This is a genomic window from Lentimicrobiaceae bacterium (genome assembly GCA_020636745.1).
Classification (GTDB): Bacteria; Bacteroidota; Bacteroidia; order Bacteroidales; family Lentimicrobiaceae; genus Lentimicrobium.
This window is the reverse complement of record JACJXH010000004.1, coordinates 377,702-403,038: the sequence shown is the minus strand read 5'-3', so window position 1 is coordinate 403,038 and position 25,337 is coordinate 377,702. Positions and strand designations below refer to the sequence as shown.

Annotated in this window: 23 protein-coding genes; 13 read left to right on the top strand and 10 right to left on the bottom strand. The window is 41.8% G+C overall.

The genetic code is table 11. From position 1 onward, the window contains the following. The 5 genes from H6541_08930 to H6541_08910 all read left to right on the top strand — a co-directional run. Positions 1 to 304, top strand: a 304-nt coding sequence (locus tag H6541_08930) for a hypothetical protein (protein MCB9015903.1), incomplete at its 5' end; no start/stop codon positions are given. Positions 305 to 400: 96 nt separating this feature from the next. Then, positions 401 to 805 (top strand): hypothetical protein, encoded by a 405-nt coding sequence (locus tag H6541_08925; GenBank protein MCB9015902.1) that lies wholly within the window; start codon positions 401 to 403, stop codon positions 803 to 805. Between the two features lie 138 nt (positions 806 to 943). Further along, the gene (locus H6541_08920) at positions 944 to 1,438 is read left to right on the top strand and encodes a hypothetical protein (protein MCB9015901.1); all 495 of its coding nucleotides are present in this window, start codon (positions 944 to 946) and stop codon (positions 1,436 to 1,438) included. A gap of 318 nt (positions 1,439 to 1,756) precedes the next feature. Continuing rightward, positions 1,757 to 2,275 (top strand): hypothetical protein, encoded by a 519-nt coding sequence (locus H6541_08915; GenBank protein MCB9015900.1) that lies wholly within the window; start codon positions 1,757 to 1,759, stop codon positions 2,273 to 2,275. Then, on the top strand, positions 2,253 to 2,444 hold the full coding sequence (locus H6541_08910) for a hypothetical protein (protein ID MCB9015899.1): 192 nt from the start codon (positions 2,253 to 2,255) through the stop codon (positions 2,442 to 2,444). The genes H6541_08915 and H6541_08910 overlap by 23 nt, the downstream gene beginning before the upstream one ends. 5 nt (positions 2,445 to 2,449) lie before the next feature. On the opposite strand, the gene H6541_08905 is transcribed toward H6541_08910, so the two are convergent. The 6 genes from H6541_08905 to H6541_08880 form a co-directional block, all read right to left on the bottom strand. Then, positions 2,450 to 4,750, bottom strand: coding sequence for a cache domain-containing protein (locus H6541_08905; protein ID MCB9015898.1), 2,301 nt, complete (start codon positions 4,748 to 4,750; stop codon positions 2,450 to 2,452). 314 nt (positions 4,751 to 5,064) lie between these two features. Next, the gene (locus H6541_08900) at positions 5,065 to 6,816 is read right to left on the bottom strand and encodes a T9SS type A sorting domain-containing protein (GenBank protein ID MCB9015897.1); all 1,752 of its coding nucleotides are present in this window, start codon (positions 6,814 to 6,816) and stop codon (positions 5,065 to 5,067) included. Between the two features lie 87 nt (positions 6,817 to 6,903). Further along, a complete protein-coding gene (locus H6541_08895) occupies positions 6,904 to 9,066 on the bottom strand; it encodes a S46 family peptidase (GenBank protein ID MCB9015896.1) in 2,163 nt (720 codons plus the stop codon). A 74-nt stretch (positions 9,067 to 9,140) separates the two neighbouring features. Beyond that, positions 9,141 to 9,518 (bottom strand): RidA family protein, encoded by a 378-nt coding sequence (locus H6541_08890; GenBank protein ID MCB9015895.1) that lies wholly within the window; start codon positions 9,516 to 9,518, stop codon positions 9,141 to 9,143. 614 nt (positions 9,519 to 10,132) lie between these two features. Further along, positions 10,133 to 10,537, bottom strand: coding sequence for an acylphosphatase (locus tag H6541_08885; GenBank protein MCB9015894.1), 405 nt, complete (start codon positions 10,535 to 10,537; stop codon positions 10,133 to 10,135). Between the two features lie 431 nt (positions 10,538 to 10,968). After that, a complete protein-coding gene (locus H6541_08880; protein ID MCB9015893.1) occupies positions 10,969 to 11,325 on the bottom strand; it encodes a hypothetical protein in 357 nt (118 codons plus the stop codon). 756 nt (positions 11,326 to 12,081) lie between these two features. Between H6541_08880 and ssb (H6541_08875) the strand changes: the two genes are divergently transcribed. The 5 genes from ssb (H6541_08875) (at position 12,082) to H6541_08855 (ending at position 15,882) form a co-directional block, all read left to right on the top strand. Next, positions 12,082 to 12,426, top strand: coding sequence for a single-stranded DNA-binding protein (gene ssb, locus H6541_08875; GenBank protein ID MCB9015892.1), 345 nt, complete (start codon positions 12,082 to 12,084; stop codon positions 12,424 to 12,426). A gap of 51 nt (positions 12,427 to 12,477) precedes the next feature. After that, positions 12,478 to 12,828 (top strand): single-stranded DNA-binding protein, encoded by a 351-nt coding sequence (gene ssb, locus H6541_08870; GenBank protein MCB9015891.1) that lies wholly within the window; start codon positions 12,478 to 12,480, stop codon positions 12,826 to 12,828. A gap of 131 nt (positions 12,829 to 12,959) precedes the next feature. After that, a complete protein-coding gene (locus tag H6541_08865) occupies positions 12,960 to 13,304 on the top strand; it encodes a single-stranded DNA-binding protein (GenBank protein MCB9015890.1) in 345 nt (114 codons plus the stop codon). 298 nt (positions 13,305 to 13,602) lie between these two features. Beyond that, a complete protein-coding gene (locus tag H6541_08860; protein MCB9015889.1) occupies positions 13,603 to 14,127 on the top strand; it encodes a lipocalin family protein in 525 nt (174 codons plus the stop codon). A 330-nt stretch (positions 14,128 to 14,457) separates the two neighbouring features. Beyond that, positions 14,458 to 15,882 (top strand): PhoH family protein, encoded by a 1,425-nt coding sequence (locus H6541_08855; protein MCB9015888.1) that lies wholly within the window; start codon positions 14,458 to 14,460, stop codon positions 15,880 to 15,882. 70 nt (positions 15,883 to 15,952) lie between these two features. Here H6541_08855 and H6541_08850 read toward each other — a convergent pair whose 3' ends face one another. From H6541_08850 to H6541_08835, 4 genes are read right to left on the bottom strand one after another with little or no spacing between them, the layout of a single operon-like run. Beyond that, the gene (locus H6541_08850; protein MCB9015887.1) at positions 15,953 to 16,936 is read right to left on the bottom strand and encodes a M28 family peptidase; all 984 of its coding nucleotides are present in this window, start codon (positions 16,934 to 16,936) and stop codon (positions 15,953 to 15,955) included. A 37-nt stretch (positions 16,937 to 16,973) separates the two neighbouring features. Continuing rightward, the gene (locus tag H6541_08845; protein MCB9015886.1) at positions 16,974 to 17,579 is read right to left on the bottom strand and encodes a nitroreductase family protein; all 606 of its coding nucleotides are present in this window, start codon (positions 17,577 to 17,579) and stop codon (positions 16,974 to 16,976) included. Between the two features lie 57 nt (positions 17,580 to 17,636). Next, positions 17,637 to 18,992: an ATP-binding protein gene (locus H6541_08840; protein MCB9015885.1), complete on the bottom strand. Its 1,356-nt coding sequence runs from the start codon at positions 18,990 to 18,992 to the stop codon at positions 17,637 to 17,639. Further along, positions 18,982 to 20,361: a sigma-54-dependent Fis family transcriptional regulator gene (locus H6541_08835; protein ID MCB9015884.1), complete on the bottom strand. Its 1,380-nt coding sequence runs from the start codon at positions 20,359 to 20,361 to the stop codon at positions 18,982 to 18,984. Before H6541_08835 ends, H6541_08840 begins: the two co-directional genes overlap by 11 nt. Positions 20,362 to 20,577: 216 nt before the next feature. On the opposite strand from H6541_08835, the gene H6541_08830 reads away from it, so the two are divergent. The 3 genes from H6541_08830 to H6541_08820 are packed head-to-tail and all read left to right on the top strand — an operon-like array spanning position 20,578 to position 25,026. Further along, entirely contained in the window at positions 20,578 to 21,831 is a 1,254-nt protein-coding gene (locus tag H6541_08830) for an HlyD family efflux transporter periplasmic adaptor subunit (GenBank protein MCB9015883.1), read from the top strand. 32 nt (positions 21,832 to 21,863) lie between these two features. After that, entirely contained in the window at positions 21,864 to 22,559 is a 696-nt protein-coding gene (locus H6541_08825) for an ABC transporter ATP-binding protein (GenBank protein MCB9015882.1), read from the top strand. A gap of 52 nt (positions 22,560 to 22,611) precedes the next feature. Further along, entirely contained in the window at positions 22,612 to 25,026 is a 2,415-nt protein-coding gene (locus H6541_08820) for an ABC transporter permease (protein MCB9015881.1), read from the top strand. Positions 25,027 to 25,337 lie beyond the last annotated feature (311 nt).

Below are 25,337 nucleotides of genomic sequence, written 5' to 3'. Positions count from 1 at the left end.
CAATGAATACAAATTTAACGGCAAAATGATGCAGGATGAAATGGGGCTGGGGTGGTTGGATTATGGGGCGAGGATGTATGATGCGGTTTTGGGGAGGTGGCATAGCATTGATCCTATGGCGGAGAAATACCGCAGGTGGTCACCATACAATTATTACGTGGATAACCCTATGCGGTTTGTAGACCCGGATGGGATGAGGGTTGGTGATCCGCCATATTTATATGTTTTTAACTCAGAGCAGAATGCAATTACAGGAGAAACACTAGGGGAATTTGCAAACAACAATATTGTACAAGATGTTTAAGGAATTGCCGGGGGAGCATTAACAACAGTTTTTGGCGGTCTTCCTGGCTGGGTATTAGGGCCGACATCTACAGGTCTGAATTTTGGAAAGCTTATTATGCATTTACATCCTGATAAATTTGATCAGAAAAAAGTTGACAAATGTCCATCTTCTGGCACAGGTGTAGTAATGGGAGCTTTTTCAAAAACATCAGGAGGTACATTCGAAGGAGGTGTCAATCTTGGCGATCTTGCTCAAGGTAGTGCGGAATTTGGATTAGGGTTTCCAATAAAAAGCACAATGCAAGGAATGAGCCAGGCTTTTACACTAATAAACATTCTCCCTGCAACTATTAAAGTATTTACTAAATCAAATGATGATATAAAAAGTTGTTCAACGAGTAAAACTTCCGGTAATGCAACTGAAAATGAAGATATTAATTCTCTAGCTTCGCAGCCAGTTCATCCTTTGGCGCCTAAGACTGTAGAAAGAGTAGTTGAAAGTTGGATTAATTATAGGTGATAATATTGAGCAAATTATGAAACAAAACCAGCTAATGATACTTCAAGTTATCTGCTTGAGGAAATGATTTAATAAGCAGTATGTTGAAAATGAGCCTATTCTAAATTGTTTAAGACCATAAGTGAAAACCAATATTTTATGGAAAAAAAAATGCACGCATACAACCCGGAATTTGAATACTTTGTTTTTAGAGCTTTTGGGGATTTTAGTATATTTTTAGCTATCATCGCATTTGTGTTTTGGAATGTTTTTAGTATTCCTATGCATGTAAATTGGCTAATAATATTAATAATTGATATTATATTAGCATTCTCATTCATCAGAATACCCATCAATTACATTTATTATCTTGGCTCATTAACAATTTCTGAAGAGGATAAAACAGTTAATCTTGAATTGTATAAATTTGACAAACTAATAAAAAATGAAGAGATTAAAATTGAAAATATTGATGTTAAAATAGTTGATCATCTTTTTTATCGCGAATCAATATTTGAACTTCGAATTTATTCAAATGGGAAGTGTATATGCAAGCAAAGAATGACAAGAAATTGGAAGGTTAATGACTTTAAGGAGATAAAGGCAATAATTGTTGCAATTAAAAAGGGTGTTAATCTTAATAGCATAGTTTGATTCAAAACGTATAGAGCTTCAACAGATTTAACAATAGCGACCTTCCGGTTTTACCTCACCCCCCGCCCTCTTCCCGAATAGTCGGGACAGGCTCTCAAAGAGAGGGAGCCTGGTTCTACAATTTTATTAAATTTGTTCAGCCAATTAAACCAGTATGAGAACAATCTCACAAACTACCACAAACTTCACCCTCTTCCCGAATTCCCGGGAAAGGCTCTTGAGGAGAGGGCAGGGTGAGGTGTTTCAGGATGAGCTGGGGCTGGATTATAGATAGATCATGCATTTATATTTAAAAATAATCCGATACATCTTGTAGTAATGAAAAAATACTTAGCAAATCCAATAATAAATGTTCCGAGATGGCTTGAAACAGTTATTCATTGCATTTTGTTTTTACTTGCTTTGTTATTGGGTAACTTCATAGGTGTTAACAAGGGGATTGAATTTAGCGATTTTTTGAATTTCACAGAATCAGGGTATAAACTCATTTGTCTTGATCTTCTCCTGTTTTATTCAATGAAACTATTGGGAAATCATACTGCTGTTGATTCAGTGGTTATTGATAATGAAAACAGAAATGTTAAAGCTGAATATTGGCTATATTATTTAATTAAAAGGAGAATCACGATTGGTTTTGATGAGATGTCGTTTAAAAACAAAAATGACAATCTTATCATGGGAGGGTTTTCATTGAGGCTTTATCAAAATGGCAAACATGTGATTAAGTTGAATAGTCGCAATGGATGGAGAAGCAGGCAGATTGATGAAATTATTTCTGAACTCGTAAAAATAAAACCACCAATTAAACCATTGGTTGAACGACCAACCTGGAGGTGAGCCTGCAAATGTTGGAATAAATGCTGCCCATAGCGGTGGTGGAACGGTGGTAGGGAGAATACCACAGCTGAGGCAGTGGCCATTCGCCACAGGATATGTTTTTATTCTGACTTTATTTCTGCGGCTTCTACAAGGCCGCGGTGAGTTTGATGTTCAGGAGCTCAGGTAATAATATCAGGCTAGTGGAACCATAAAACTGAATGAGCTTCCTTTTCCCGGGGCGCTTTCAATGGTAAGGTGGCTTCCGTGCTTTTCAATAAATTCATGACATAATACCAAACCCAGTCCTGAACCTTTTTCTCCTTTGGTTCCTTTTATGCTTACCGGTTTTATTCCGGGATTCATCAGTTTCTTAAGGGTTTCTTCGGTCATGCCTGTGCCATTGTCGGTTACCGAAACTTTTATCCACGCATGATTGGCTTTGGCCATAATGGCAACCACGCCCCCTGCCGAGGTGTATTTTAATGCATTGTTGATGAGGTTGCGCAGAATGGTGTTGAACATATGAGGGTCAACTCTGGCAAGTAACCCTTCAGGAATAAGGGTAGAGAGTTTGATTTGCTTTTCTTCGGCCGAGGAGCTGAAAAGCGCAATATTGTTGTTAATCAAATAATTTATATCCTGGGCTGAGGGTTCGAATGGCAGGGCGCCACGTTGTGATCTGGCCCAGTAGAGCAGGTTGTCTAAAAGGAAAAGGATGGATTTTGAATTGTTTTTAAGCAAATTGAGGTGCAATTCAGTGTCTGCTGCCGATTGTTGTTGGGTTTTATCTGTCAGTAATTCAAGAAAAGCGGTAAAAGATCCGATGGGCCCGCGCAGGTCGTGCGCAATAATCGAAAAGAACTTGTCTTTCATGTCGTTCAGTGCTTTCAACTCAAGTTGGGTATGGCGCATTTCGGTGATGTCATAGCCAACCATAATAATTTCACCGGCAGATGTTTTAAAATGTGCCCAGTGGTGACGTCTGATGCCTGCGCTGGTTTTAATTTCTATCTCACGGAAAATACCATCACTAAAGGAAAACAATTCCATGAAATGCTCATTTACCGGATCGCTGGTTAGCAGTTGTACTATCTTTTCCTTTGAGATAACGTCTGATTCATAAAATTTGAACACCTTTTCGAGCTGCCGGTTGCCCATTTTGTAGTCTCTTTCGGGCGTCAGCAAGGCAATCATCACGGGTACATTTTCAAAAATTGTCCGGTGCCGGGCTTCGCTTTCAATCAGTGTTTTTTCGGTTTTTGATTTGTCGATAATGATTTGATTGATGCTGTCGCTGACCAGCTGAAGGTCGGCAGTGGAATAGTTATTTTTATCAAGAGTTTTACCCGTTGAAACTGCGGCAGTTAAATCTTCTGTGAAGTTCCTGAAGTCGTTTCCTAATCTGGCTGAAAGACGAAGCGCAATGAGGTAAATAATACTGAAAATAACTATCAGTAAAGTAAGTCCCAGCAGAATCTGATTGGTTACCCGGGTATACAGTTTTTTTTGTTCTGCCGTAATCATGTTTTCTATCTCATCAAGATAAATGCCGGCGCCCACCACCCATTGCCATTCATCAATGGCCTGAACGAATGATGTTTTAGGAGCAATTTCACTGGAGTTGGGTTTGGGCCAGTAGTAATCAACAAATCCGCCGCCGGGTTGCTGTGCTATTTTACGTTGCTCTTCAAGAATCTTTTTTCCGGTGGGGTCGGTTAAATCACCCACATAATCGCCTGATTTAAAATTTGGGGAATTGATAACCACAGCATGTCCTGAATATGAATCAACAAATACATAACCGTCTTTACCGAAAGTAGTGGCGCTGATTTTCTTTTTTACTTCCTCCCGGGCGTCGTTCTCTTTGTTGTCGATATACTCTCCACAGCCAATGTACCAGTTGAGCGGTTCAAAGAACTTGATAAAAGAAGTTTTGGGGTAGACCATGGTGCTGTCTGAGCCGGGTTTGGTCCAATAGTCTTTTACAAAGCCCTCTTTTGATTTTTTAATTACTTCAATTTCATCTCTTATTACAAAATTGCCGCGGGCGTCTTTGAGGCTCAACAGGTTCAGTCCTTCATACTGAGGTGCTACCGGAAACATTTCTTCAGTACCATCCATGGAAACAATAAAGAAATAGCCCCGCCCTTCGTTGAACCGGATGGGCCTGAGTGCATCTTTAATGAGCTTTTTAAGTTGAGCATTGGAATATGAATGCTGGTTGTTTTTGTATATATTGTTGGCAATTTCCCATGCCTGATTGGTTCTGTGCTTTAAATCTGCCTTCATATTGTCTTCAATAAAAAGGCGGGTGTATTGGATATAGTCAATAACCTTGCGGGTTTCGTTACGCACCATGTCTTTATGTGTTTTCATAAAGTTCTCGCGCAACTCGGCAGAATGGATTTTAAATTCGTTGATTTCAAGCCATGTATAGGCTACGGCCATGCTCAGAATGGCAAACAGGGTAAATCCTACACTGTATCGTTTCATCAATACAGATAGCGGTATTGTTCTCTTTTTTTGTTTGAGCTTGCTGAACATGACTTGATTTATGCTGTTTTTTTGTATTTATTATTCAGGTAGTGTGTGTAATTTCCTGAGTGTAGAGTTCTCTGTTCAGAAATTTTTTTACATGGCTAATCTTTAAAAATGCAATACCCGGATTCGGCCAAAAGTGCAGCAGTTTTTTCATGCGACTCTCCTGAAATGTGGATGCTGCAAAATACGTAAGGTCTTCTTTTTAATTACAATAATCTTTAAAAGTCACCTTGGTTTTTTGAATTTTTGGAAGGAAATGTTGTGTGTTATTCAATCATTATTTTTCTGATTGATCTGGTCTGCGGGTTTGACACCATGATCAGATACAAGCCGGGGTGAATGTTGCTGATATCGAAGCAGACAGATTTTTGATTGCTGGCAGCTGTTTCTTTGATCAAACGTCCATCGCAGCTCAACAGCCTGATGGACGTATTGGGTTGCAGACTGTTAAACTCAATGTGGATGGCGTCGCTTGCCGGATTGGGAAACAGGCTGATTTTGTTCGATTCCGGTTCTGCAACGGATGCTGTGGGGCAACTCCACACCAATGCATAGCCTGCACGGGCTGTTGCGCCATCGCTTTCAAATCTGATGGTAAACGCGTTGCCGGTTGTAGTAAGACTGGGGGGCGTTTCGTTTCCTGAAAGGGCTGCAATCAGTGCATCGGTGGTGTTCAGGCCATCGTAAATCCACAGCGAGTCAAAACCTGTTTCCAGGTTTAACTGCTCAAAATGAAGACTGAGAGGGCCCGGCCATGCCGTTTGGATGGTTTCGGTGTAGCTTTCACTGTCGCCGTAGTTCCACCAGGGGCCACCACTGTCATAAAGTGTATCCAGACAGGGGGCTGATTGTGCTTCTGTAAATTTATCGGCAATCAGATTCCATAAATCAGCATAACCGTTGTCGTAACCCAAAGCCCATATGCCAATACCGCCGGTGTTTCGGCGGTTAACCATATCGTATTTGGCGCCCAGGCTTCTTGTGTCGTCGAAAAAGCACTGGTGCCAGTTGTTGTTAAAATAGCTGTAGTAAGGGTTGTAGCTGCGATAGTCCCAATAGAGATTGTTTGGGGTGTAATATCCGCTGCTGTTGCTGCGCACATTGCGGTAGGTTACAGCAGTGCCTGAGCCCGTTGTGCTGGACGGAAGTGTATTGGATGTTACGGGCCATTCACGGCCATAATAGGGGAGCCCCAGTAATATTTTTTCGTTAGGAATGCCCTGCGACTGATAATAGCTGAGCGAATGGTTTACTGCATAGTTGAATGAGGAAGTAAGCGGCCAGTAGCCCGATACAGGTCCCGCAATATCGCTTCCTCCCCAATAATAATCATAAGCCATAATCATAACCAGGTCGAGTGCCGGAGCAATGGCCGGCAGGTTAAAAGTATTGCTCCAGTTAACTGCAGGTGCTGCTATGCTCAGTTCGGCTCCGGGTACATTGGTGTGCATGGCCGCCGAAAGCTGCAGAATAAAATCAGTAATGCCTTGTTGTTGCGAAGCGGGCACTGCTTCGAAGTCGAGGTTTATTCCCTGTATGCCGCGCTGGATTATCAGCGAAATGAGGTTGCCGATAAGTGTTTGTTGTGCTTGTGGATTTCCAAAGAAGGTGGAGTGGCCTGAAAATAAAGTAACACAAAGGTGAACATTTACGCCATGGGCCAGGGCGGTATCAATTACTTCGGCCGTTTCAAAGCCATTGGTGGATGTGGCATTGCCGGTAGCGGGGTCGGTGTCGTATGAGAAATAACACAGGTCGCTGAGCAGATCCCACCGGTAATTTTGCCACGAACTGCCCATCCAGTAAGGGTGGTAGCCAAAAACACGTTTCTTTAATTGTGCTTTGTTTTTTTCTGCCTTTAATCTGCCCGAAAACAGGTTGATACTATCGTACTGGGCTTCAGTTTTTGGCCCCAGGCTTCTGTAATAGGCAGATTGTTCGGCATGTACAGAGGTTTGCTGGGCATTGGTGGCTGAGCTCAATATCAACAGTATGGCGAGTATAAGGTTGCGTGCCATGGTTTTCGGTTTTTTTTAAGACAAAAATCCCGGATTCAGCTGCCGTAAATAAAAAGGGTACGACAGCTGAATCCGGGGTTGGCAGGGTTAATTTACAAGTGTCATTTCTTTTACCAGGTGGCCTGCTCCGGCAAATTTATCGATGATAAACAGGCAATAACGGATGTCGAGGCTGATGTTGCGACATTGATCCGGGTCGTACATTAAATCACTCATGGTTCCTTCCCAGTTGCGGTCGAAATTGATACCCACCAGCTGTCCGTCGGCATTCAATACCGGGCTTCCCGAGTTTCCTCCTGTGGTGTGGTTGCTGGCGGTAAATGCAATGCGCATGGTTCCGTCTTTGGCCATATACTGTCCGTAATCTTTTTGTTCGTACAGCTGTTTTAACCGGGGCTCAACCACGTAATCGTAAATCGCAGGATCTTCTTTCTCCATGATGCCTTCAAGGGTTGTGTAGTAGCGATAATGCACAGCGTCGCGCGGATCGTAATCATTTACCACGCCGTAAGCTACTCTTAAGGTGGAATTTGCATCCGGGTAAAAACGCTTTCCTGTCTGAAACTCCATCAATCCCTGCATGTAAATACGCTGAAGGCTGTCGAGTTTGCTGTTGATGGCGGCTGATTCGGGAAGTATGGCGGTGAAATATTGATTGTATACCGACCTGGTGAGGATAAACATTGGGTCTGCCTCAATCTTCTTAAAGTTCTTGGCTTTGTATGATGACAGGAATTTATCCAGTCTTCCGGCATCGGTAAATATGCTTTTTGAGTATACGGCATCGGCCCAGGCCTCAAAGTTATTGTTAAATACAATGGCGCTTTTTACCAGTTCGGCCGGAAGTGTTGATTCATTCTGATGCTGAAACCAATCAGCCATCAAACTGGCAAATACTTGTTTGTCAATTTGTTGCTGGTAGTTTTTGAAAAAGGCTTTTGCCCCGTTTTGCAGTTGTGACAATAACTTTGCCAAATCTTCGGGCGGCGTGTTTTTGTCCTTGCTCAATTCAGCCAGTTGGTTAAAGTTGTAGGTGTAACGAATTGCTTCAATGCCAAGGCCTCCTTCAATAAGGTATGTCTGCGATTCAGAGAGCGGAGCCAGACGGGCATAGAGTGATTTAAATTCGGGCAATAAGGCGGCATATTTGCGGGCTCTGTTTTCGTCGGCATTGGCCCAGGCAATAAACTGACTTTCTAGAGCCTGTTTCTTTTCAATGGCATCCAGTTTTTTGATTCCGCGGTTTTCACCAATCATTTTTTTCCAGTAATTGGCCACACCGGCATATTTATCAGCATATTGTATTCTAATCAAGTCGCTTTGTTCCATAAAGCCATCAAAAATGCCAAGTCTTTTCTCGCGCAGGCGGATGGCAGGCGGGTTTTCTGTTCCGGTTATCATATCAATTGCATACGAGGGGAGGTATTCCTGTGTACTGCCCGGATAGCCAAAAACAAAGGTAAAGTCATTTTTTTCAACGCCTTTGAGCGAAACCGGAAGGTGGCTTTTGGGCTTGTAGGGGACATTGTCAGGTGAATAATCTGCCGGTTCGTTGTTTTTGTTTACATAAATCCTGAACATAGAGAAGTCGCCGGTATGTCTGGGCCACATCCAGTTGTCGGTGTCTCCGCCAAATTTTCCGATGTTTGACGGGGGCGCACCTACCAGGCGTACGTCGTTAAATGTTTGGGTAATAAACATATAATACTCATTGCCATAGTAAAAGGGTTTGATACGTGCATTGTAACTTGTGCCTTCAACAGCGCTTTTTTCGAGCTTGCCCATGTTGGTTTTAATGATGGCAGCGCGTTCTTTCTCTGACATGGAAGGTGTTACGCCTTCCAGTACTTGAAGGGTTACATCGTCCATCCTGATAAGTAGGGTAACGCTCAGGCCTGGATTGGGTAATTCCTGTGATTTGTCCATGGCCCAAAAACCTGTGGTGAGATAATCGTGCTCCAGTGAACTGTGCTTTTGAATCTGACCGAAGCCGCAATGGTGGTTGGTAAGAATAAGCCCTTGGTCGGAAACGATTTCAGCAGTGCAGCCGCGTCCAAATAAAAGTATGGCGTCTTTCAGGCTTGATTTGTTGATGCTGTATATGTCTTCGGCGCTGATGCGCATACCCATGCTTTTCATTTCGGGTTCGTTCAGCTGTTCAAGCAACATGGGAATCCACATGCCTTCTCCTGCAAAAACCATCCTGAAAGAGCACAGAATGATGGTGAGTATGATGATTTGTTTTCTCATAAAATGTTGTTTACCGGCAGGATTCTGCCATGAATGCGAATAGTTTACATTAAAAACAGGTAACCTGTAACTGGTTATTTGGCTGCAATGGTTTCAATTTCAACCATGGCGCCGAGTGGCAGGCGAACCACGCCGTAAGCAGCTCTTGCGGGAGGGTTTTCGGTATAATAGCGGCCGTAAACCTCATTCATGTCAGTGAAATTTACCATATCACTCAGCAAACAGGTCGATTTAATGACATCCTGAAAATCGTAGCCGGCTGCTTTCAGTATGGCCCCGATATTTTTCATTACCTGTTCTGTTTGTTCTTTGATGCCGCCTTCAACTATTTTACCGGTTTCCGGGTCAATGGGAACCTGACCTGAGATAAATAACATTCCGTTGATTTCAATGGCCTGGCTGTAAGGGCCAATTGCTTTGGGTGCATGATCAGTGTAAATTACTTTTTTCATGGTTTGAGGTTGTTTGAGGTATATGTTGATTTTGAATTTGCGAGGTAAAAGCTATTTGGGTCAAAATTAGTGTTTTTTTACTGTTTGGGACTATAATGAGCGATGATGAATTCATCGGGGAGTATAATGAAGGTTTATAATGGTGTTTGCGGCAGGCAACCAACCGGTAAATGATAATATTTGCATGGCAGATTTTTATGCTGAGTGCAGGCTATTCCAATAGTTGCTGCTGCTGTAAATAAACGCATACATAATTATGTTTCATTCGCCTTTAGCGTAATTTTATCCTGCCCCCTTTTCTTTTACTGAAATGGCGGCTGAAATGACTTTTAATTTGATGCCTGCTGGAAAATGTTAATTAAACTGCCGCCTGGAGTGTTTGCAGCGCTGCCTATGTTCAGGTGCTACCGGATGAATTCCTGGCCGATTGGGCCCGAATGGCAGGTAAGGTTGGTTTAAAAGGGAGCCGGAAACTGCCTGGGTTAATCTGTAACCTTAAATATTTCGGAAATTTTGTTGAACTGACTGTCATGGCTCGCGTAAAGCCAAATATCAGTATTTGGGAAGGTAGTGTATAAGGTGTTATTGAATGATGCCTGTTCGCCTGAAGTTTTTTAATAGAAGGCTGTTCTGAGCCATTTAATGCCTGACCTGATATTGGATTTTTGTTCGGCCGTATTTTCGTAAGCTTCTGCCAAATTTGCTTTTACCGGGTTGTTGAGTTGTATGTTAGGCAAATTTTCAGCGTTGGTGGCGATGGAGAAATTTCTGAAATATCCTAATTGCGCTGTTTCTGATCCGATAGAGGTGATGTTGCACTGGTGAGCACCGTGTCTGCACCAGTCTACAAACTGAAGCAGCTTTTCTTCCTGACCCTGTGCATGAATGGTAACACCTTCGCCATTTTTAAGATACTGGATAAAACCGTATAAATTTAACTCATTGGCTTTTTTAATGGCCTGATAGCGGTAGCCTTTACGGTATAGATCTCCGTTAACTGTTATTTTAAGTGCTTTCATATCGGTTATATTAATTCTTGTCAAAGCGCCTGTTTAAAGGAGTTTAAAAGAGTTATTAAATGATGTTTTCATGCAATTTTGAAGCTGTCAGGCTTTCTTTGTTTTACCTGCCTGCCTGTTTAATTAATAGTCGGTATTGAATAAAGTAATACGATAAAAGTAAATATATTTACATGATGATGTAAAATAATAATACTTTGCTTGTGCGTTGGGGTATTCGGCTTGTTTGTGATGCTAAAATATTGATGCAGAATGGTATTATGTTTTTTATATGTCTGAATATGTTTTCCGGTAAAAGTGTTTATTAGCGGTGGGCGATAATTATTTTCACATAAATCTGTTGCTTGCTGTGTTCCTTTATCTGTCGGAGAGAGAGCAAGGCAGTATGCTGTGTTGCATATGCACCGTCTGTTATTGAGTCGCGGGGTGCATCAGGGTTTTCTGTCTCTTACCACCAGCATATAAAAATCGTTTTCGAGCGGCAAGTAACCATATTCATATACAAAGCGGTAGGTGCTTCCTTTTTGGGTCGTATAGAGATGGGTGATATAATTAAAGTTAAACCCGAGGTTTGAAAGTTTCTCTTTATGAACAGTGACTTTGTCGGATGGATTAAGTTCAGATAGAATTCTGCGGTTTTTTCTCAGGGCGTTGTTGATGTTTCGTACCATTGCGCTGGTGTCGCTGTTGATGCGATTGTTGTAATTATTGCGGCATTGATCACTGCAAAATTTTTTATCGGCGCGCCCCACAATAGGTTCGCCGCAATCGAGACATGTTTTTTGCATAACAGTATAGCTTATTTGTATTTATATTATAGTTTAAACGAAGATACTGAAAAAAACATAAAAAAATATGAATGGACTGCAATTGTTTATTTGAGTGTACAATTTTGTTCATGACAGATTGTGTTTTTTATCCGATTTAATAGCGGAAAAATTTTAAACGAAATGGTTAAAATATATAAAACAAAGCCTGCCGGCTGGATGAGCTGACAGGCTTAACTTATTCCGGTAAAACAGAACGATGCCTTTTTTTGAGCTTGCTTAATTTTTAGCTTTCTTTTCTTTCTTTTCCAACCGCTTCTCTTTCAGGGTTTTGGTGGGCTCTTTCTTGGCCTCTTTTTGAACATCTCTTCCTTTTGCCATGGGGTGTAATTTTTAAAAAGTGAGTTTATTTTCTTGCAGAAAACTGAGAATTGATTGAAGATTCAAAACCTTGTATTTCAGTCTATCAAAAATAGGCTAAAAATGGCAATATTGACCCGTTAGGTTAAAAAATATTTTCATGGCTTTGAAATTTACATTTTTTGCTGAATTTTATAAAGGTCAGTAAATCAGTCTGTAAGGTGTGGGTTGTGATGATTTTAGCCAATTTTAAACGTTTACAAACGACTACATTCGAATGTAAATGACTAATAACCGAATCGGGTTATCAGCCTGAAGTAGTTTTGCTTCATCGTTCAATCACAAACAGTAAGGATTGGCAAAGTGTAGTTAGTTAAATGTTGAACAGGCCCAAAGACGGGCGCAAAACTTAAAAAAATGAAAGCATTAAACAATCGTGTACAATTAATTGGGCATCTGGGCGCAGATCCGGAAGTAAAAACTTTTGAAAACGGAAGCGTAATGGCCCGTTTGTCGCTGGCAACCAGCGAGCGTGCAGTTGGAAATAAAGGGGAAAAAGCCATTCGTACCCAATGGCATCAACTGGTGGTTTGGGGAAAACTGGCCGAAATATGTGGTAAATATTTACAGAAAGGCCGCGAAATAGCCGTAGAAGGTCGTATTGCATACCGCGCATTTACTGACAGCGAAGGCAATAGCAGACTGATTACCGAAATTACCGTGAATGATTTGCTGATGATAAGCGGACGTCAGGCCGGATAAGCGGTAATAAAAATCTAAAAAATCAAACCGTTCAATTTAAAAATTATCATCATGAATAGGCTGACAAATACAGTACAACTCATTGGCAGGCTGGGAGCCGATCCCATCATCAGAACTTTCGATAAAAATAAAAAACTGGCCACCTTCAGTCTGGCTACCACCGATGAGTATTATAATAAAGCAGGCGAAAAGGTAAAAGACACCCAATGGCATAGCCTGGTAGTGTGGGGTGGACTTGTTGATGTTTGTGAAAAGTATCTTACAAAAGGCAAGGAAATCGCAGTGGAAGGAAAGCTTGGTTACCGCGTTTTTACTGATAAGGACAACAACAGGCGCTTTGTGACTGAAATCAATGTAAATGATATCCTCATGATGAGCGATAAAAGTGCTGCAGGAATATAGTTGCACGCTGATTCATGTCCTGTATTCAAAAATAATCCGGCTAATTCAGTGGTAACCAAATCATAATATCCTGTGTTGGCCTCAAATTAAACTATTCAAAAATTATATTCACAACTTTAAAATTTAAAATCATGAACTCCTTAAGAAATCGTGTGCAGTTAATTGGTCATCTGGGTGTTGATCCTGAAGTAAAAACCCTTGACAGTGGTAAAAAAGTAGCGCGTTTCTCGTTGGCAACCAATGATGAATACACAGGGAAAAACGGTGAAAAAGTTAAACAAACCCAATGGCATCAGCTTGTTGTGTGGGGGAAGCTGGCCGATACCTGCGAGAAGTACCTGAGCAAAGGCAAGGAAATAGCCATTGAAGGTAAGCTTACCTACCGTACTTGGGATGACAAAGACGGAAAAACTCATAATATGACTGAAATATGGGTAAATGAGCTGCTCATGATGGGCGGCAAGGCTAAAAGTTGAATCTTTCGAAGGCGTGATTCAAGGGTCGGGTAACCGGCCCTTTTTTTATGCTCTCTTTTAGGGAAAACTAAATCATAAAAGGCTTTTTATGGCAGCTTAAATCTGTTTTGACTCGTGTTTTTAATGAGTATTGGAAAATATGCCTGACCTGCAATTGGGTTTCTTGCAAATTGTTGATAAAAAAGCTTAATATTCAGAAAACCAAATGGATATAAGGCTGTTATTTTGTTACTTAATATTTTCTCAACTTCACAGAAAAGGGGCTGTTTTTAATTAAATTTACAGATAGTTAAAAAAAATGAAACAGAAACTCATGTTTGTTATGGTTGCAGGTTTGCTGTTTGGTTGCAAAGCCCAGGATAATACGCCTACCTCTGTCGGCTCGGTTGACCTGAACAGATATGCCGGCTTGTGGTATGATATTGCCTCTTATCCGGCCAGATTTCAGCGCGGATGTTATTGCACTACTGCTGAGTATACACTGACTCAGGATGGGTATGTCAGGGTGGAAAACAAATGCCGGAAAGGTGGTTTTAATAAAAGTGAATCCGGTGTTAAAGGCAAAGCTTTTGTGGTAAAGGGAAGCAACAATACCAAACTGAAAGTTCAGTTTTTCTGGCCTTTTAAAGGCGATTACTGGATTGTAAGACTCGACAGGGATTATCAATGGGCTGTTGTTTCCTCCCCGGGTAAAGATTATCTGTGGATACTGAGCCGGACACCTGTGATGGATTCGGAGTTGTTCGAATCTATTGTGCAGTCCCTCAGGCAAGAGGGGTACAACACCGAAAGGCTGTTAAAAACACCCCAGCCTTGTGGTTAAGAGGCATTAACTGAAAACTTCGTACTTATGGCTAAAAAGAAACTTACAGATGAGAAAGCCGGAAAAGGCAGAACAAGCGGAAAGCTTACATCTAAAAAACCAACAACAGCTCAGCTTAATGGTAAAACAGAGTTTCCTTTAAGCATTGAAAAGGCTGCACTGCAGGATGTCTCAGAACCAGTGGAGCCGGTACTGAAGAAGAAAAGAGGTACAAAGACAGCGCCCACACAGCCTGCTTCAGCAAACGGTCTGTCAGGTTTGCGAAAAAGTAAAAAGACACTCCCTCCAGTTGACGATTTCAATCCGGCTTTTGCTGAAGAGGGGCAAACAATGGAAACGGTGGGCCGCAGTGCGGATGATGATAAAGAATTTCTGTTGGCAAGCCTCCCGCCCGAAACAGCGGTTACAAGAAAGGTTCGGGCGGTGAAAAGCAGGGGCCCAAAAAAGATTTTTGTTCTTGACACGTCGGTTATCCTTTATAATCATGATTCAATCAATAACTTTGAGGATAATGATGTTGCAATCCCGATTACTGTGCTTGAAGAGCTGGATAATTTCAAAAAGGGAAATGATACCAAAAACTTTGAGGCCCGCGAGTTTATCAGGATTATTGATGCATTATCTGAGAACAATACGCTTACCGATTGGATTCCCCTGGTGAACTCAAAAGGCGGAAGATTTAAAGTGGTGATGAATGAACGGAGTGCGCTGGATGCCAGGTTGATTTTTGATGATAACAAGCCCGATCACCGGATTTTAAATGCAGCCCTGGCACTCTCTCAGGAAAATGCTGAACGGAAAGTGATTCTGGTAAGTAAGGATATTAACCTCAGATTAAAGGCCAAGTCGCTCAATATCACTGCTGAAGACTTTCTTACTGGAAAAGTCAAAGATGTTGAAGGGCTCTATACTGGTATTTCAACGATTGTAAACTTGCCGGGCAAGGTTATTGACAAGCTTTATCAGCAGGGGTATTGTTCGCCCCGCGATGTTGGCGTTAAAAATCCAACGCCCAATCATTATTATATTCTCAGAAATACGAGTACTTCGGCGCTTGCATTTTTCAATTCTGTAACCAATAATATTGAACGCATTGAAAAGAGGTCGGCTTTCAGAATTACTCCGCGCAATGCCGAGCAGGTTTTTGCGCTCCATGCAATTCTGAATCCCGACGTTAAACTGGTAACCCTGCAGGGGGTGGCCGGTACAGGGAAAACCCTGCTTGCATTGGCTGCTGCCCTTGACCAGAAGCGTAACTTTAAGCAGGTTTTTCTGGCCAGGCCCATCGTGCCGTTAAGTAACAAAGATCTGGGCTTTTTACCCGGCGATATCAAATCGAAGATCAATCCCTATATGGAGCCTTTGTATGATAATCTGAAGTTTATTCAAAGCCAGTTTAGCGAAAAGGACAAGGAATATAAGAATATTACAGATTCACTTGAGAGTGAAAAAATTGTTATTCAGCCTCTTGCTTATATCAGGGGGCGCAGTATTTCCAATGTTTGCTTTATTGTTGATGAGGCTCAGAACCTCACTCCACACGAGATTAAAACCATTATTACCCGCGCAGGTCAAAATACCAAGATTATTTTTACAGGAGATATCTATCAGATTGATACACCTTATCTTGATGCACAAAGTAACGGCCTTTCCTATCTGATTGATAAAATCAAACACCGCTCCATTTATGCGCATGTCAGACTGGAGAAAGGGGAGCGCTCTGAACTTGCCAATCTGGCCAATGAACTGTTGTAGCCAGGGGGCGAAATTGCAATCATTAAAAAAGGGCACTGCAATGTGCCCTTTTTTAATGATTTATTTTTAGTTATTTAGTCTCGTAAACCGCCGTTATAACTGTGTGACCCACAGCTTTGAGTGTTTCTTTACTGATATTGCTCATGTCATCATGAACAGTATGCCAGTATTTGAAAAATCCTTTCTCTCTGTCCTGGTCGTAGTCAATAATGTCTATGGTCGGGATTCTTAAAATGTCATTCACATACAAATGGTCATCGGTAATAGCGCCGGTTTTTTTGGTTGAGAAATAGGTGTCATAACCAAGCCGGTGGGCAATATTCCAAACCCTGCGCATCACATCGGGTGCAAAATACATAGAGGTGCCTTCCATGGTAAAGGTAGCTCCTTCGGCGCCAACCATATCCAGCAGTATGCCATACCTGGCCATGTATCCGGGGATATGCGGGTTTTTTGACCAATACTGTGAGCCCAGCCCCCAGGAGTCTTCATGCTGGCCCTGTAATTCCTGTGGTTCGCCATAGTCTTCGGCATCGAATAAAACAATGTCGACACCAATTCCCGGATTGTGCTGACTCATCTGGCGTGCAATTTCGAGTAGCACACCCACTCCGCTGGCTCCGTCATTGGCAGCAGGCACAGGTTTTTTGTGGTTAGCAGGATCAGGGTCATGATCAGCCCAGGGGCGCGAATCCCAATGGGCACATAAAAGTACCCTTGAAGGCTGATCAGGGTTGAATTGTGCAATAATGTTACTGGCATCCAGTATTGTTCCGTCAAAAGCCCTGAGTTTTGCCTTTTGAACAATCACATCCGGTGTAAATCTTTTGAAAGAGCTTTCAAGCCATTGTGCACAGGCTCTGTGCGCAGCTGTATTGGGAACTCTGGGGCCAAATTCCAGCTGACGCTCAATATAAGCATAAGCTGAATCAGCATTAAATTCCGGAACAAAAACATTGCTGGTTTCACTTGCCTTTTCGGCCCCCGAAACAGCAGGCGTTTTTTTTCTGTCGCCACAGCTGCTGGTAAACAGGATAATACATACAGTTGTGATTGCAACTGTTATTTTATGAAGATTCATTTTACTTTTTTTATTGCTGATTAAAAATTTCAGAAGGCTGGCCGAATTTTGCACCAAAGACGAATTCATTGGCTTGACGTCGCTGTCGGGGAGCTGTTTCCATTTTTTGAAGGTTTTCATGCAGCATTGCAGGATCGCCCAGATGTCCAATGGCAATAGCAGTTGCAACTGTGTAATCTTCGGGAATTTCAAAAAGTCTGGCAGCTTCAGAGGTGTTGAATCCGCCCATCTGGTGAACGTACAGGCCGAGTGCACCCGCTTGAAAAGTAAGAGAGGCCACCGATTGTCCGAGATCGTATAAGGCTGATATGTTGGGCTGCTTTTTTGAATTGGTGGTTTGCGCAATTGCCAACATCAGCACTGGAGCAGTGGTGGCCCATAACTGATTGAACTCAACCAGGGTTTGGTTAATTTTATTGTAGGTGTCATCTCCTTTTTTGCCAATAATAAATGACCATGGCTGGATGTTTGAAGCTGACGGAGTCCATCTTGCAGCTTCAAATAAGCTTAGAAGTTGTTTATTTTCAATAGTTTGACCGTTGAATGCACGGGGCGACCATCTGTCGCGCAGAATGTCATGAATGGGGTGTTCAGTGGAGGCTGTTTTTATATGCATAGAGTGTTTTTAGTGTTAATAACAAATAAAAGGATAAGGTGTTTATTCAGGATGAATTCAGAATACAAGTGTGAAAACAGCTCCTTCGCCGGGTTTTGACTTAACAGTGATGGTTCCCTTGTGCAAATGCATAATTTGGCGTGATAAACTTAATCCTATTCCTGAGCCTTCTTTCTTAGATGTGAAGAATGGCATAAAAATCTTATCCATTACATCAGGCTTTATACCGTGTCCGTTGTCGGAAAAATCAATGGTAACGCGACCGTTGGCATTGGAGGCGGCAGTGATGCTGATTTGTGCATTCTGACTCTCTTTTACAGCGTCAATGGCGTTAAGTATCAGGTTAATAACCACCTGGTCTATTAAATCGGGATCGGCTGTAATCTTTAAGTCATCGGGGAAAACCCTGGTTTGACAAAAAATATTGTACTTGTCCATTTTAGGTTTAAGCAGGATATGCGCCCTGTCGAAGAGCTCCTTTACTTCAAAATACCTGAAATTAGGCCTGGGAATACGGGTGAGGTTGCGGTAAGTTTCCACAAAAGTAAGCAGTCCCTGACTTCTGTTTTGGATGGTCGAGAGTCCTTGTTCAACACTTTCGGTGTCATCTTCGTCAAGTTCCCTGAGTTTGATGATGCCGTCTGAATCTTCAAAAAGAATGTCTTGTACCGTTGAGGCCAAAGAAGAGATAGGGGTAATCGAATTCATGATTTCATGCGTAAGCACCCTGATGAGTTTCTGCCATGAGTCAATTTCTTTTTCTTCCAACTCAGAACTGATATTCTGAAAAGTGACCAGCAGAAACTCTTCGCCCCTCATCCTGAACTCTGTTGCATAAACAGAAAGTTGCAACAGCTCATCGTCAACAACCAGCTTAATCAACTGCCTGTCGCCGGCTTTCATGCTGAGTAAAATGCCCGGTAATTCTGGTTTTAGTTCAGCCAGTTCGGCAATGTCTTTCAGATTGTTGATTTTTAGCAGCCTTTTAATGGAGTTGTTGAAGATATCAACCTTGCCGTCTTTGCGATAAGCAACAATCCCGATGCTTACATGCTGAACCACAGTGAGCAGGTAGTTGTAGTGCTCTTCCTTTTCGGCCCGGTTTTTTTTGAATTCCTTGATTACTTCATTAAAGGCTCTGTTGAGGCCCTCGAAGCTTCTGCCAAGTCCACGGTCGCTGAATGAGGAAGTGAAATCGGAGTGACGAATGCTTTCTAAAAACTGGGTGAGTTTTCTGTTGGTGCGCTCAATAAAACGAATCAGGGCAATGATTTGAACCAGGGCGAAAAAACCGATGATAAATGCAGTGATTTCATGTTGGGGGCGTGACGCCAGTATAACCAGCAAAAGAAGATTTGCCGTTATCAGCAGTACCCTGATAATAATCCAGAACCTGAAGTTTTTAAAGCCCATGTTTTTCAATTCTACGGTAGAGTGAAGCGCGGGTTAGTCCCAGTTCTTTGGCAGCCTTGCTTATGTTACCGCCATGTTTGTCAACCACACGTCTGATAAGCAATTTCTCTCTTTCTTCAAGATTGGTAACTTCTTCGATACTATCATTCTGCCCGTTTTCTTCAACCTGCGAAAGAAAAAAATCGTGCGGCATCAGTACGTTGCTTTCACTCATAATTACAGCCCTTTCAACTGCGTGCTGAAGTTCTCTGATATTTCCGGGCCAGGTGTGTTTTTCGAGCCGTCTGATGGTTGTCGGATTTATTCTTTTCAGCGGCATTTTGTATTTCTTGCAGTAGATCGTCAGAAAATGATCAACTAAAAGAGGAATGTCGTCAAAACGTTCGCGCAATGGCGGTAAGTGTATTTCAACGGTATTGATTCGGTATAGCAAATCCTGTCTGAATTTGTTTTCATTCACCATTTGATACAATGGCATATTGGTGGCGCAAATCAGGCGTACATCAATGGGGATTTCACGATTGGTGCCCAGTCTGACTACTTTGCGGTTTTGAATTACACTTAAAAGTTTAGATTGTAAGGCAAATGAAAGGTTCCCGATTTCGTCGAGAAAGATGGTGCCACGGTTGGCTGCTTCAAATCGCCCGGCTCTGTCTTCTTTGGCGTCGGTAAATGCTCCTTTCTTGAAACCGAAAAGTTCACTTTCGAACAAAGTTTCGCTGATAGCGCCTAAGTCAACACTGATAAACACTTCGTCTTTTCGGGCTGAAGCGCGATGAATTGCTCTGGCTATCAGTTCTTTGCCGGTTCCGTTTTCGCCCAGAATCAGCACATTGGCTTCGGTTTTGGCCACTTTGTCAACTGTCATCAAAACTTTACGCATGGCTTCTGACTGTCCGATGAGGTTGCCATAGGCCTGGTCCTGATTGGCTATCAGTACTTTTTGTTTTGAGCGCAGATCTTCTATTTCTTCTTTTGAATGGCGGACTTTAAGATTGGCTGTAATGGTTCCCAGCAGTTTCTTGTTGTCCCATGGTTTCAATATGAAGTTGGTTGCACCTTCTTTAATGCCTTGTACGGCCAACTCTATGTCGCCATAACCGGTAATAAATATGACGACAGCCATGGGGTCAATCTCAATAATCTTGTTGAGCCAGTGAAATCCTTCTTTTCCGCTGGTGGCATCGCGCGAAAAGTTCATGTCGAGCAGAATCAGATCGTAACTGTCATTCTTTAATAAGGAAGGAATGTTTTCAGGATCCTTTTCGGTGTGAACAATGGTGAAATGTTGTTTAAGAAATAACTTTGCCGCAAGCAAAACATCCTGGTCGTCGTCAACAATTAATATCCTGGCCTCAATTTTACTCATAGAATTGTTTTTTAGCCTTAAATAATAAGGGCATGATCTATATTTGATCCGCTAATATACATAGATTGTTCGAAAACGAACAAGTAAAAGAACGGCTTTGAACAGATGAAATATGTTAAATTTTTGTAAAAAGAGATAATGGTTTGTGAAACAGTGCATTACTATTTGTGGCACAATATTGGCTAACGACTCATCGTAAAATATTCAAACTATCATATGGACAGAATAATTGAAAAAAAGCGTTGGACAACCGGTCGGATTGCAGCTCTTGCTGCCGGACTTGTTTTTCTGATTTTATTGGCCTGGATGTTTCTTTTCAGGGATACCAGAAGCCGTTTATATGTTGATGAGAAGCAGCTGTCAATTGCTACAGTTGAAAAAAGTAAATTTCAGGAGTTTATTCCTGTAGATGGCGTTGTATTTCCCCGTAATACCGTTTATATTGACGCCGTTCAGGGTGGAATTGTAGAAGAGGTATTTGTTGAAGATGGAGCCATATTGAAAAAAGGGGATCCGATTCTTAAGCTGGCCAATGCTAATATGGAACTGAGCTATATGGACCAGGAGACCAGAATGTATGATGCTATCAATAATCTGGCTAACACCCGTATCAGTCTTGAGCAACTGCGATTTACCCGGCAAAAGGAGATTGCTCAGTTGAATTATGAAATCGATAAGGTTAAAACTGACTTTAGACGAAAAGAGCAGTTTTATCAGGATAAACTGATTTCATTGAAGGAATATGAAGATGCCCAAAGGGATTATAATTATTCATTGAAGCAGCTTGAGATTACATTGCGTTTAAGAAAACTTGATTCTATAGCGGGTGTTGCGCAGGGGGCGCAGATTAGCTCATCTATGGAGCGCATGAACAACAACCTTTCGCTGTTGAAGCGCAATATGGATAACATGACAATAAAATCACCAACTGATGGGAAGTTGTCATCCTTTATTGTGGAAATAGGTGAAACCAAATCAGCCGGAGAGCATCTGGGGCAGATTGATATGATGGATGGTTTTAAACTCAGAGCAAACATTGATGAACGATATATTTCAAGGGTTTTTACAGGCCAAAAGGCTGAGTTTGACCTTGGTGGAAAATTATATCAACTTGAGATTAGCAAAATTTATACAGATGTAACCAATGGCTCTTTTCAGGTTGATTTGTTGTTTGACGGGGATGAGCCGTCAGATATCAAACGCGGCCAAACGGTCCAGTTGCGTGTGCAGTTTTCCGGTTCCAATGATGCTTTGATTGTGAAGCGGGGCGGTTTTTTCCAGGAAACTGGTGGCAACTGGATTTATGTTGTTGATGCTTCAGGCAAATTTGCAACCCGCAGAAATATAAAAATAGGCAGGCAGAATACCAGCTTTTATGAGGTTCTTGAAGGATTAACCGATGGTGAAAAGGTTATTGTATCTTCTTATGATTCCTTTGGTGATAAAGAAAAACTGGTTTTCAAAAAATAATTGAACGTTTCACATTTTTAATCCTTTCCGACATGATAAAAACCGTAAATCTTACCAAAATTTTTAGAACTGACGAAGTTGAGACCACTGCTTTAAACAAGGTTTCCTTTGAAATTAAAAAGGGTGAATTTGTAGCCATTATGGGGCCTTCGGGTTGTGGCAAATCAACTTTGCTGAATATTCTCGGATTGCTTGACAATCCAACCAATGGCGATTATGTTTTTCTGGGTAAGGAGGTCTCTGGTTTGTCTGAAAAACAAAGAGCCAATACACGCAAGCAAAACATAGGGTTTGTTTTTCAAAACTTTAATCTGATTGATGAACTGAATGTTTATGAAAATGTGGAATTGCCCCTGATTTACCTTGGGCTTAATGCTGCTGATCGCAAAAAAAGGGTTGAATCAGCTCTTGAACAGATGCAGATTGCCCATCGCAGAAAACACTTCCCGCTGCAGTTATCCGGAGGTCAGCAACAAAGAGTTGCTGTGGCCCGCGCCGTAGTGGCAACTCCTCATCTGATTCTTGCTGATGAGCCTACCGGTAACCTTGATTCAGCACATGGTGAAGAGGTGATGAATTTGCTTGCATCACTAAACCAGGGCGGAACTACCATTATTATGGTAACACACTCGCAGCGCGATGCTGAATATGCTCAGCGGATTATCCGGTTGTTTGATGGTCAGATTATCAACGAGAATATAAGAAGTGGAATAGCGCAATCGCTCTAATGCTTTCAGCTTTGAGATGTTATTTATTACGGTTAGTCTCTAATTCAGGTTCGTGATGATTTATAATTATCTGACAACTGCCTTTCGTAGTCTGGTAAGGCAAAAACATTATACATTTATAAATCTCATAGGCCTCTCGGTCGGAATAGCTTCTTTTGTGTTGATTGCGCTTTATGTTCAGCATGAATTAAGCTTCGATAAACATCTGAAAAATGTTGATCGCCTTTTCAGGGTGGTTGAATTGCAGAATGAGCCCGGCGTTGGCGAACAGCACGTTGCCATTACAATGGGCCCACTTGCCGAAAGCCTGCTTGCCGATTTTCCTCAGGTAACAGGAGTGGTCAGGTTTATTCCCGGTTTTGATATTCCTATTGTCAGATTTGGGGAGAAAAATTTCAGAGAGAAGGATATGTATTATGCCGACCCTTCAGTTATTCGTCTCTTTGAAATTGAGCTTGTGAGCGGAAACCCTGAAACGGTGCTCTCCAATCCCCGCTCTGTGTTGATGTCAGAAAAGGCTGCTGCCAGATATTTTGGCTCTCCGGCCAACGCACCCGGCAAAGTGCTGATAATGGGCAATCGAGGTTTCAGGGTTTCGGGGGTTATGAAAGATCAACCACAGAATACGCATTTCTTTTTCGATATTCTGGTATCATCCTCAACCCTGGATGGGCTGGAAGATTTTTCATGGTTAAAGGACTGGGGATCTAATTCATTGGTTACGTATGTCCAGCTGGATAAACCTGAATCGCAGGCCCCGGTCGAAGCCGGATTTGCAGATTTTCTTGAAAAACACATTTTCTCAACCGGCAATGGCTGGCATAACTTTGAAATGTATCTTCAGCCTGTTAAGGATGTTTATCTTAAATCTCAGCATGTTAAATTTCAAAATGTTACCTCTGCAGGAGATGGCAATCTGGTTTTGATTTTTATTGTAATTGCCATTTTAATTCTCATCATTGCCTGCGTTAATTTTATTAATATTTCCATTGCCAGATCGGTTAAAAGAGCCAGAGAAGTTGGAATTCGCAAGGTGTTGGGAGCCGACAGAATGAGCTTGATATATCAGTTTATCAGCGAGTCATTTATTATTACACTGCTTTCGCTGATACTGGCTATTGGCCTGGTTGAACTTTCATTGCCGGTTTTAAATGAACTTCTGGGCGCCTCATTTTATATAGACTTTATCGGAAATCCTATTTTCAATGTGGGATTACTGGCAATTTTAGTATTGATAAGTCTGGCTTCAGGAGCATATCCTGCCTTTTATCTGTCGCACTACCAGCCTGCACGTGTATTAAAAGGTAGTGTGAATATGAAAGGTAGTGGCGCCGGTTTTCTGAGCAAAGGCCTGGTGATCTTCCAATTTATAATTTCTGCAGGGCTTATTTTCTCTATCCTTGTTTTGAATGCACAGGTCAGGTTTATGAAGTCTAAAAAACTGGGAATTTCATATGAGAATGTTATTTATGTGCCATTCGGAGAAAAAGAGTCGGTTTCAAAACTCAGTATTATCAAAGATGAGCTTTCAAAAAATCCTTTAATTCAGACTGTTGCGGGTTGTTCCTATATTAACGGGGTAAGTGGCAGTCAGGGACCTGTAATAGTTGGCGATTCTGCCGATACACGACTTACTGTCAGATTTGGCTTTGTAGATGATCTTTTCTTTCCGGCAATGGGTATTGATATTGTTGATGGTCGCAATTTTAGTCATCTTATTCAATCAGACATAGGCAGTGCTGTTATTCTGAACGAAGCCGCCGTGCGAAAACTGGGCTGGTCGAATCCAATAGGAAAAACCTTTAAATATGTGAATGGGGCTGATACTACTCAACGGCCAAAGGTTGTGGGTGTTCTGCGCGATTATCATTATTACTCTCTTCGGAGTTTGATTGAGCCTGCTGCGTATGTTTTTGCGCCTGATCTTTTCAGAGGCGTTGTTATCAAGTATTTCAGGGCTTCAGATCAGGAAAATGTGCTGGACTTTGTTGAGCAAAAGTGGAAGTCTGTTATGCCTGCAGAACCTTTTCAGCCTTTGTTGTCGAGTAAATTGATTGAGGGGCGCTTTAAAAATGAGAATACTGTATTTTCGTTGTTTCTTTACTTTACGTTTATTTCGGTGATTCTTTCTTGCCTTGGTTTGTTTGGGCTCACTTCACTTATGATTGAACAAAAAACCCGTATTATAGGTATCAAGCGTGTATTGGGCGGGCAGGCATGGGATATTGCCCTCCGTCTTGTGCGCGAGTATCTGATTCTGGTTAGTATTGCTGTTGCCATTGCTATGCCATTGAGCTATTATCTGTTGCAGGAGCAATTGAGTAAATTTGCCTATCGTATTGAAATCGGATTTGTTCAGATGTTACTCACGCTCCTTATTATTGTTGCTTTTTCTTTTCTCACCATTGTATTTAAAGCCTTAAAGGCTGCACGTGCCAATCCGGTCGAATCGCTCAAATATGAGTAAACTCATCTGTGTGCTGCTTGTATTCGTTCGCAAAAGGCTGCATATTGGATGCTGATTGTCAGAGCGCAACTAAACCTGCTGCCCTTGTTTAGGGGGAGCAGGTGCTTATTTTTTGAGGCCGGAGTCAGTTGAAGAGATAAGTTCATGTGCTTTATATTGCCAATTGTTTCGTTGAATTATTATATGCCGGCTGAGTAGTAGAGGTGTCCGGCCATTGTTAACCCGGGTTTTAAATTGTCAGTATCCGTTGTTGATAACACAATTATTCAAAGTTGGCCTCCAGAAAATTCAAGTCTATGCTCAGCCTAAAG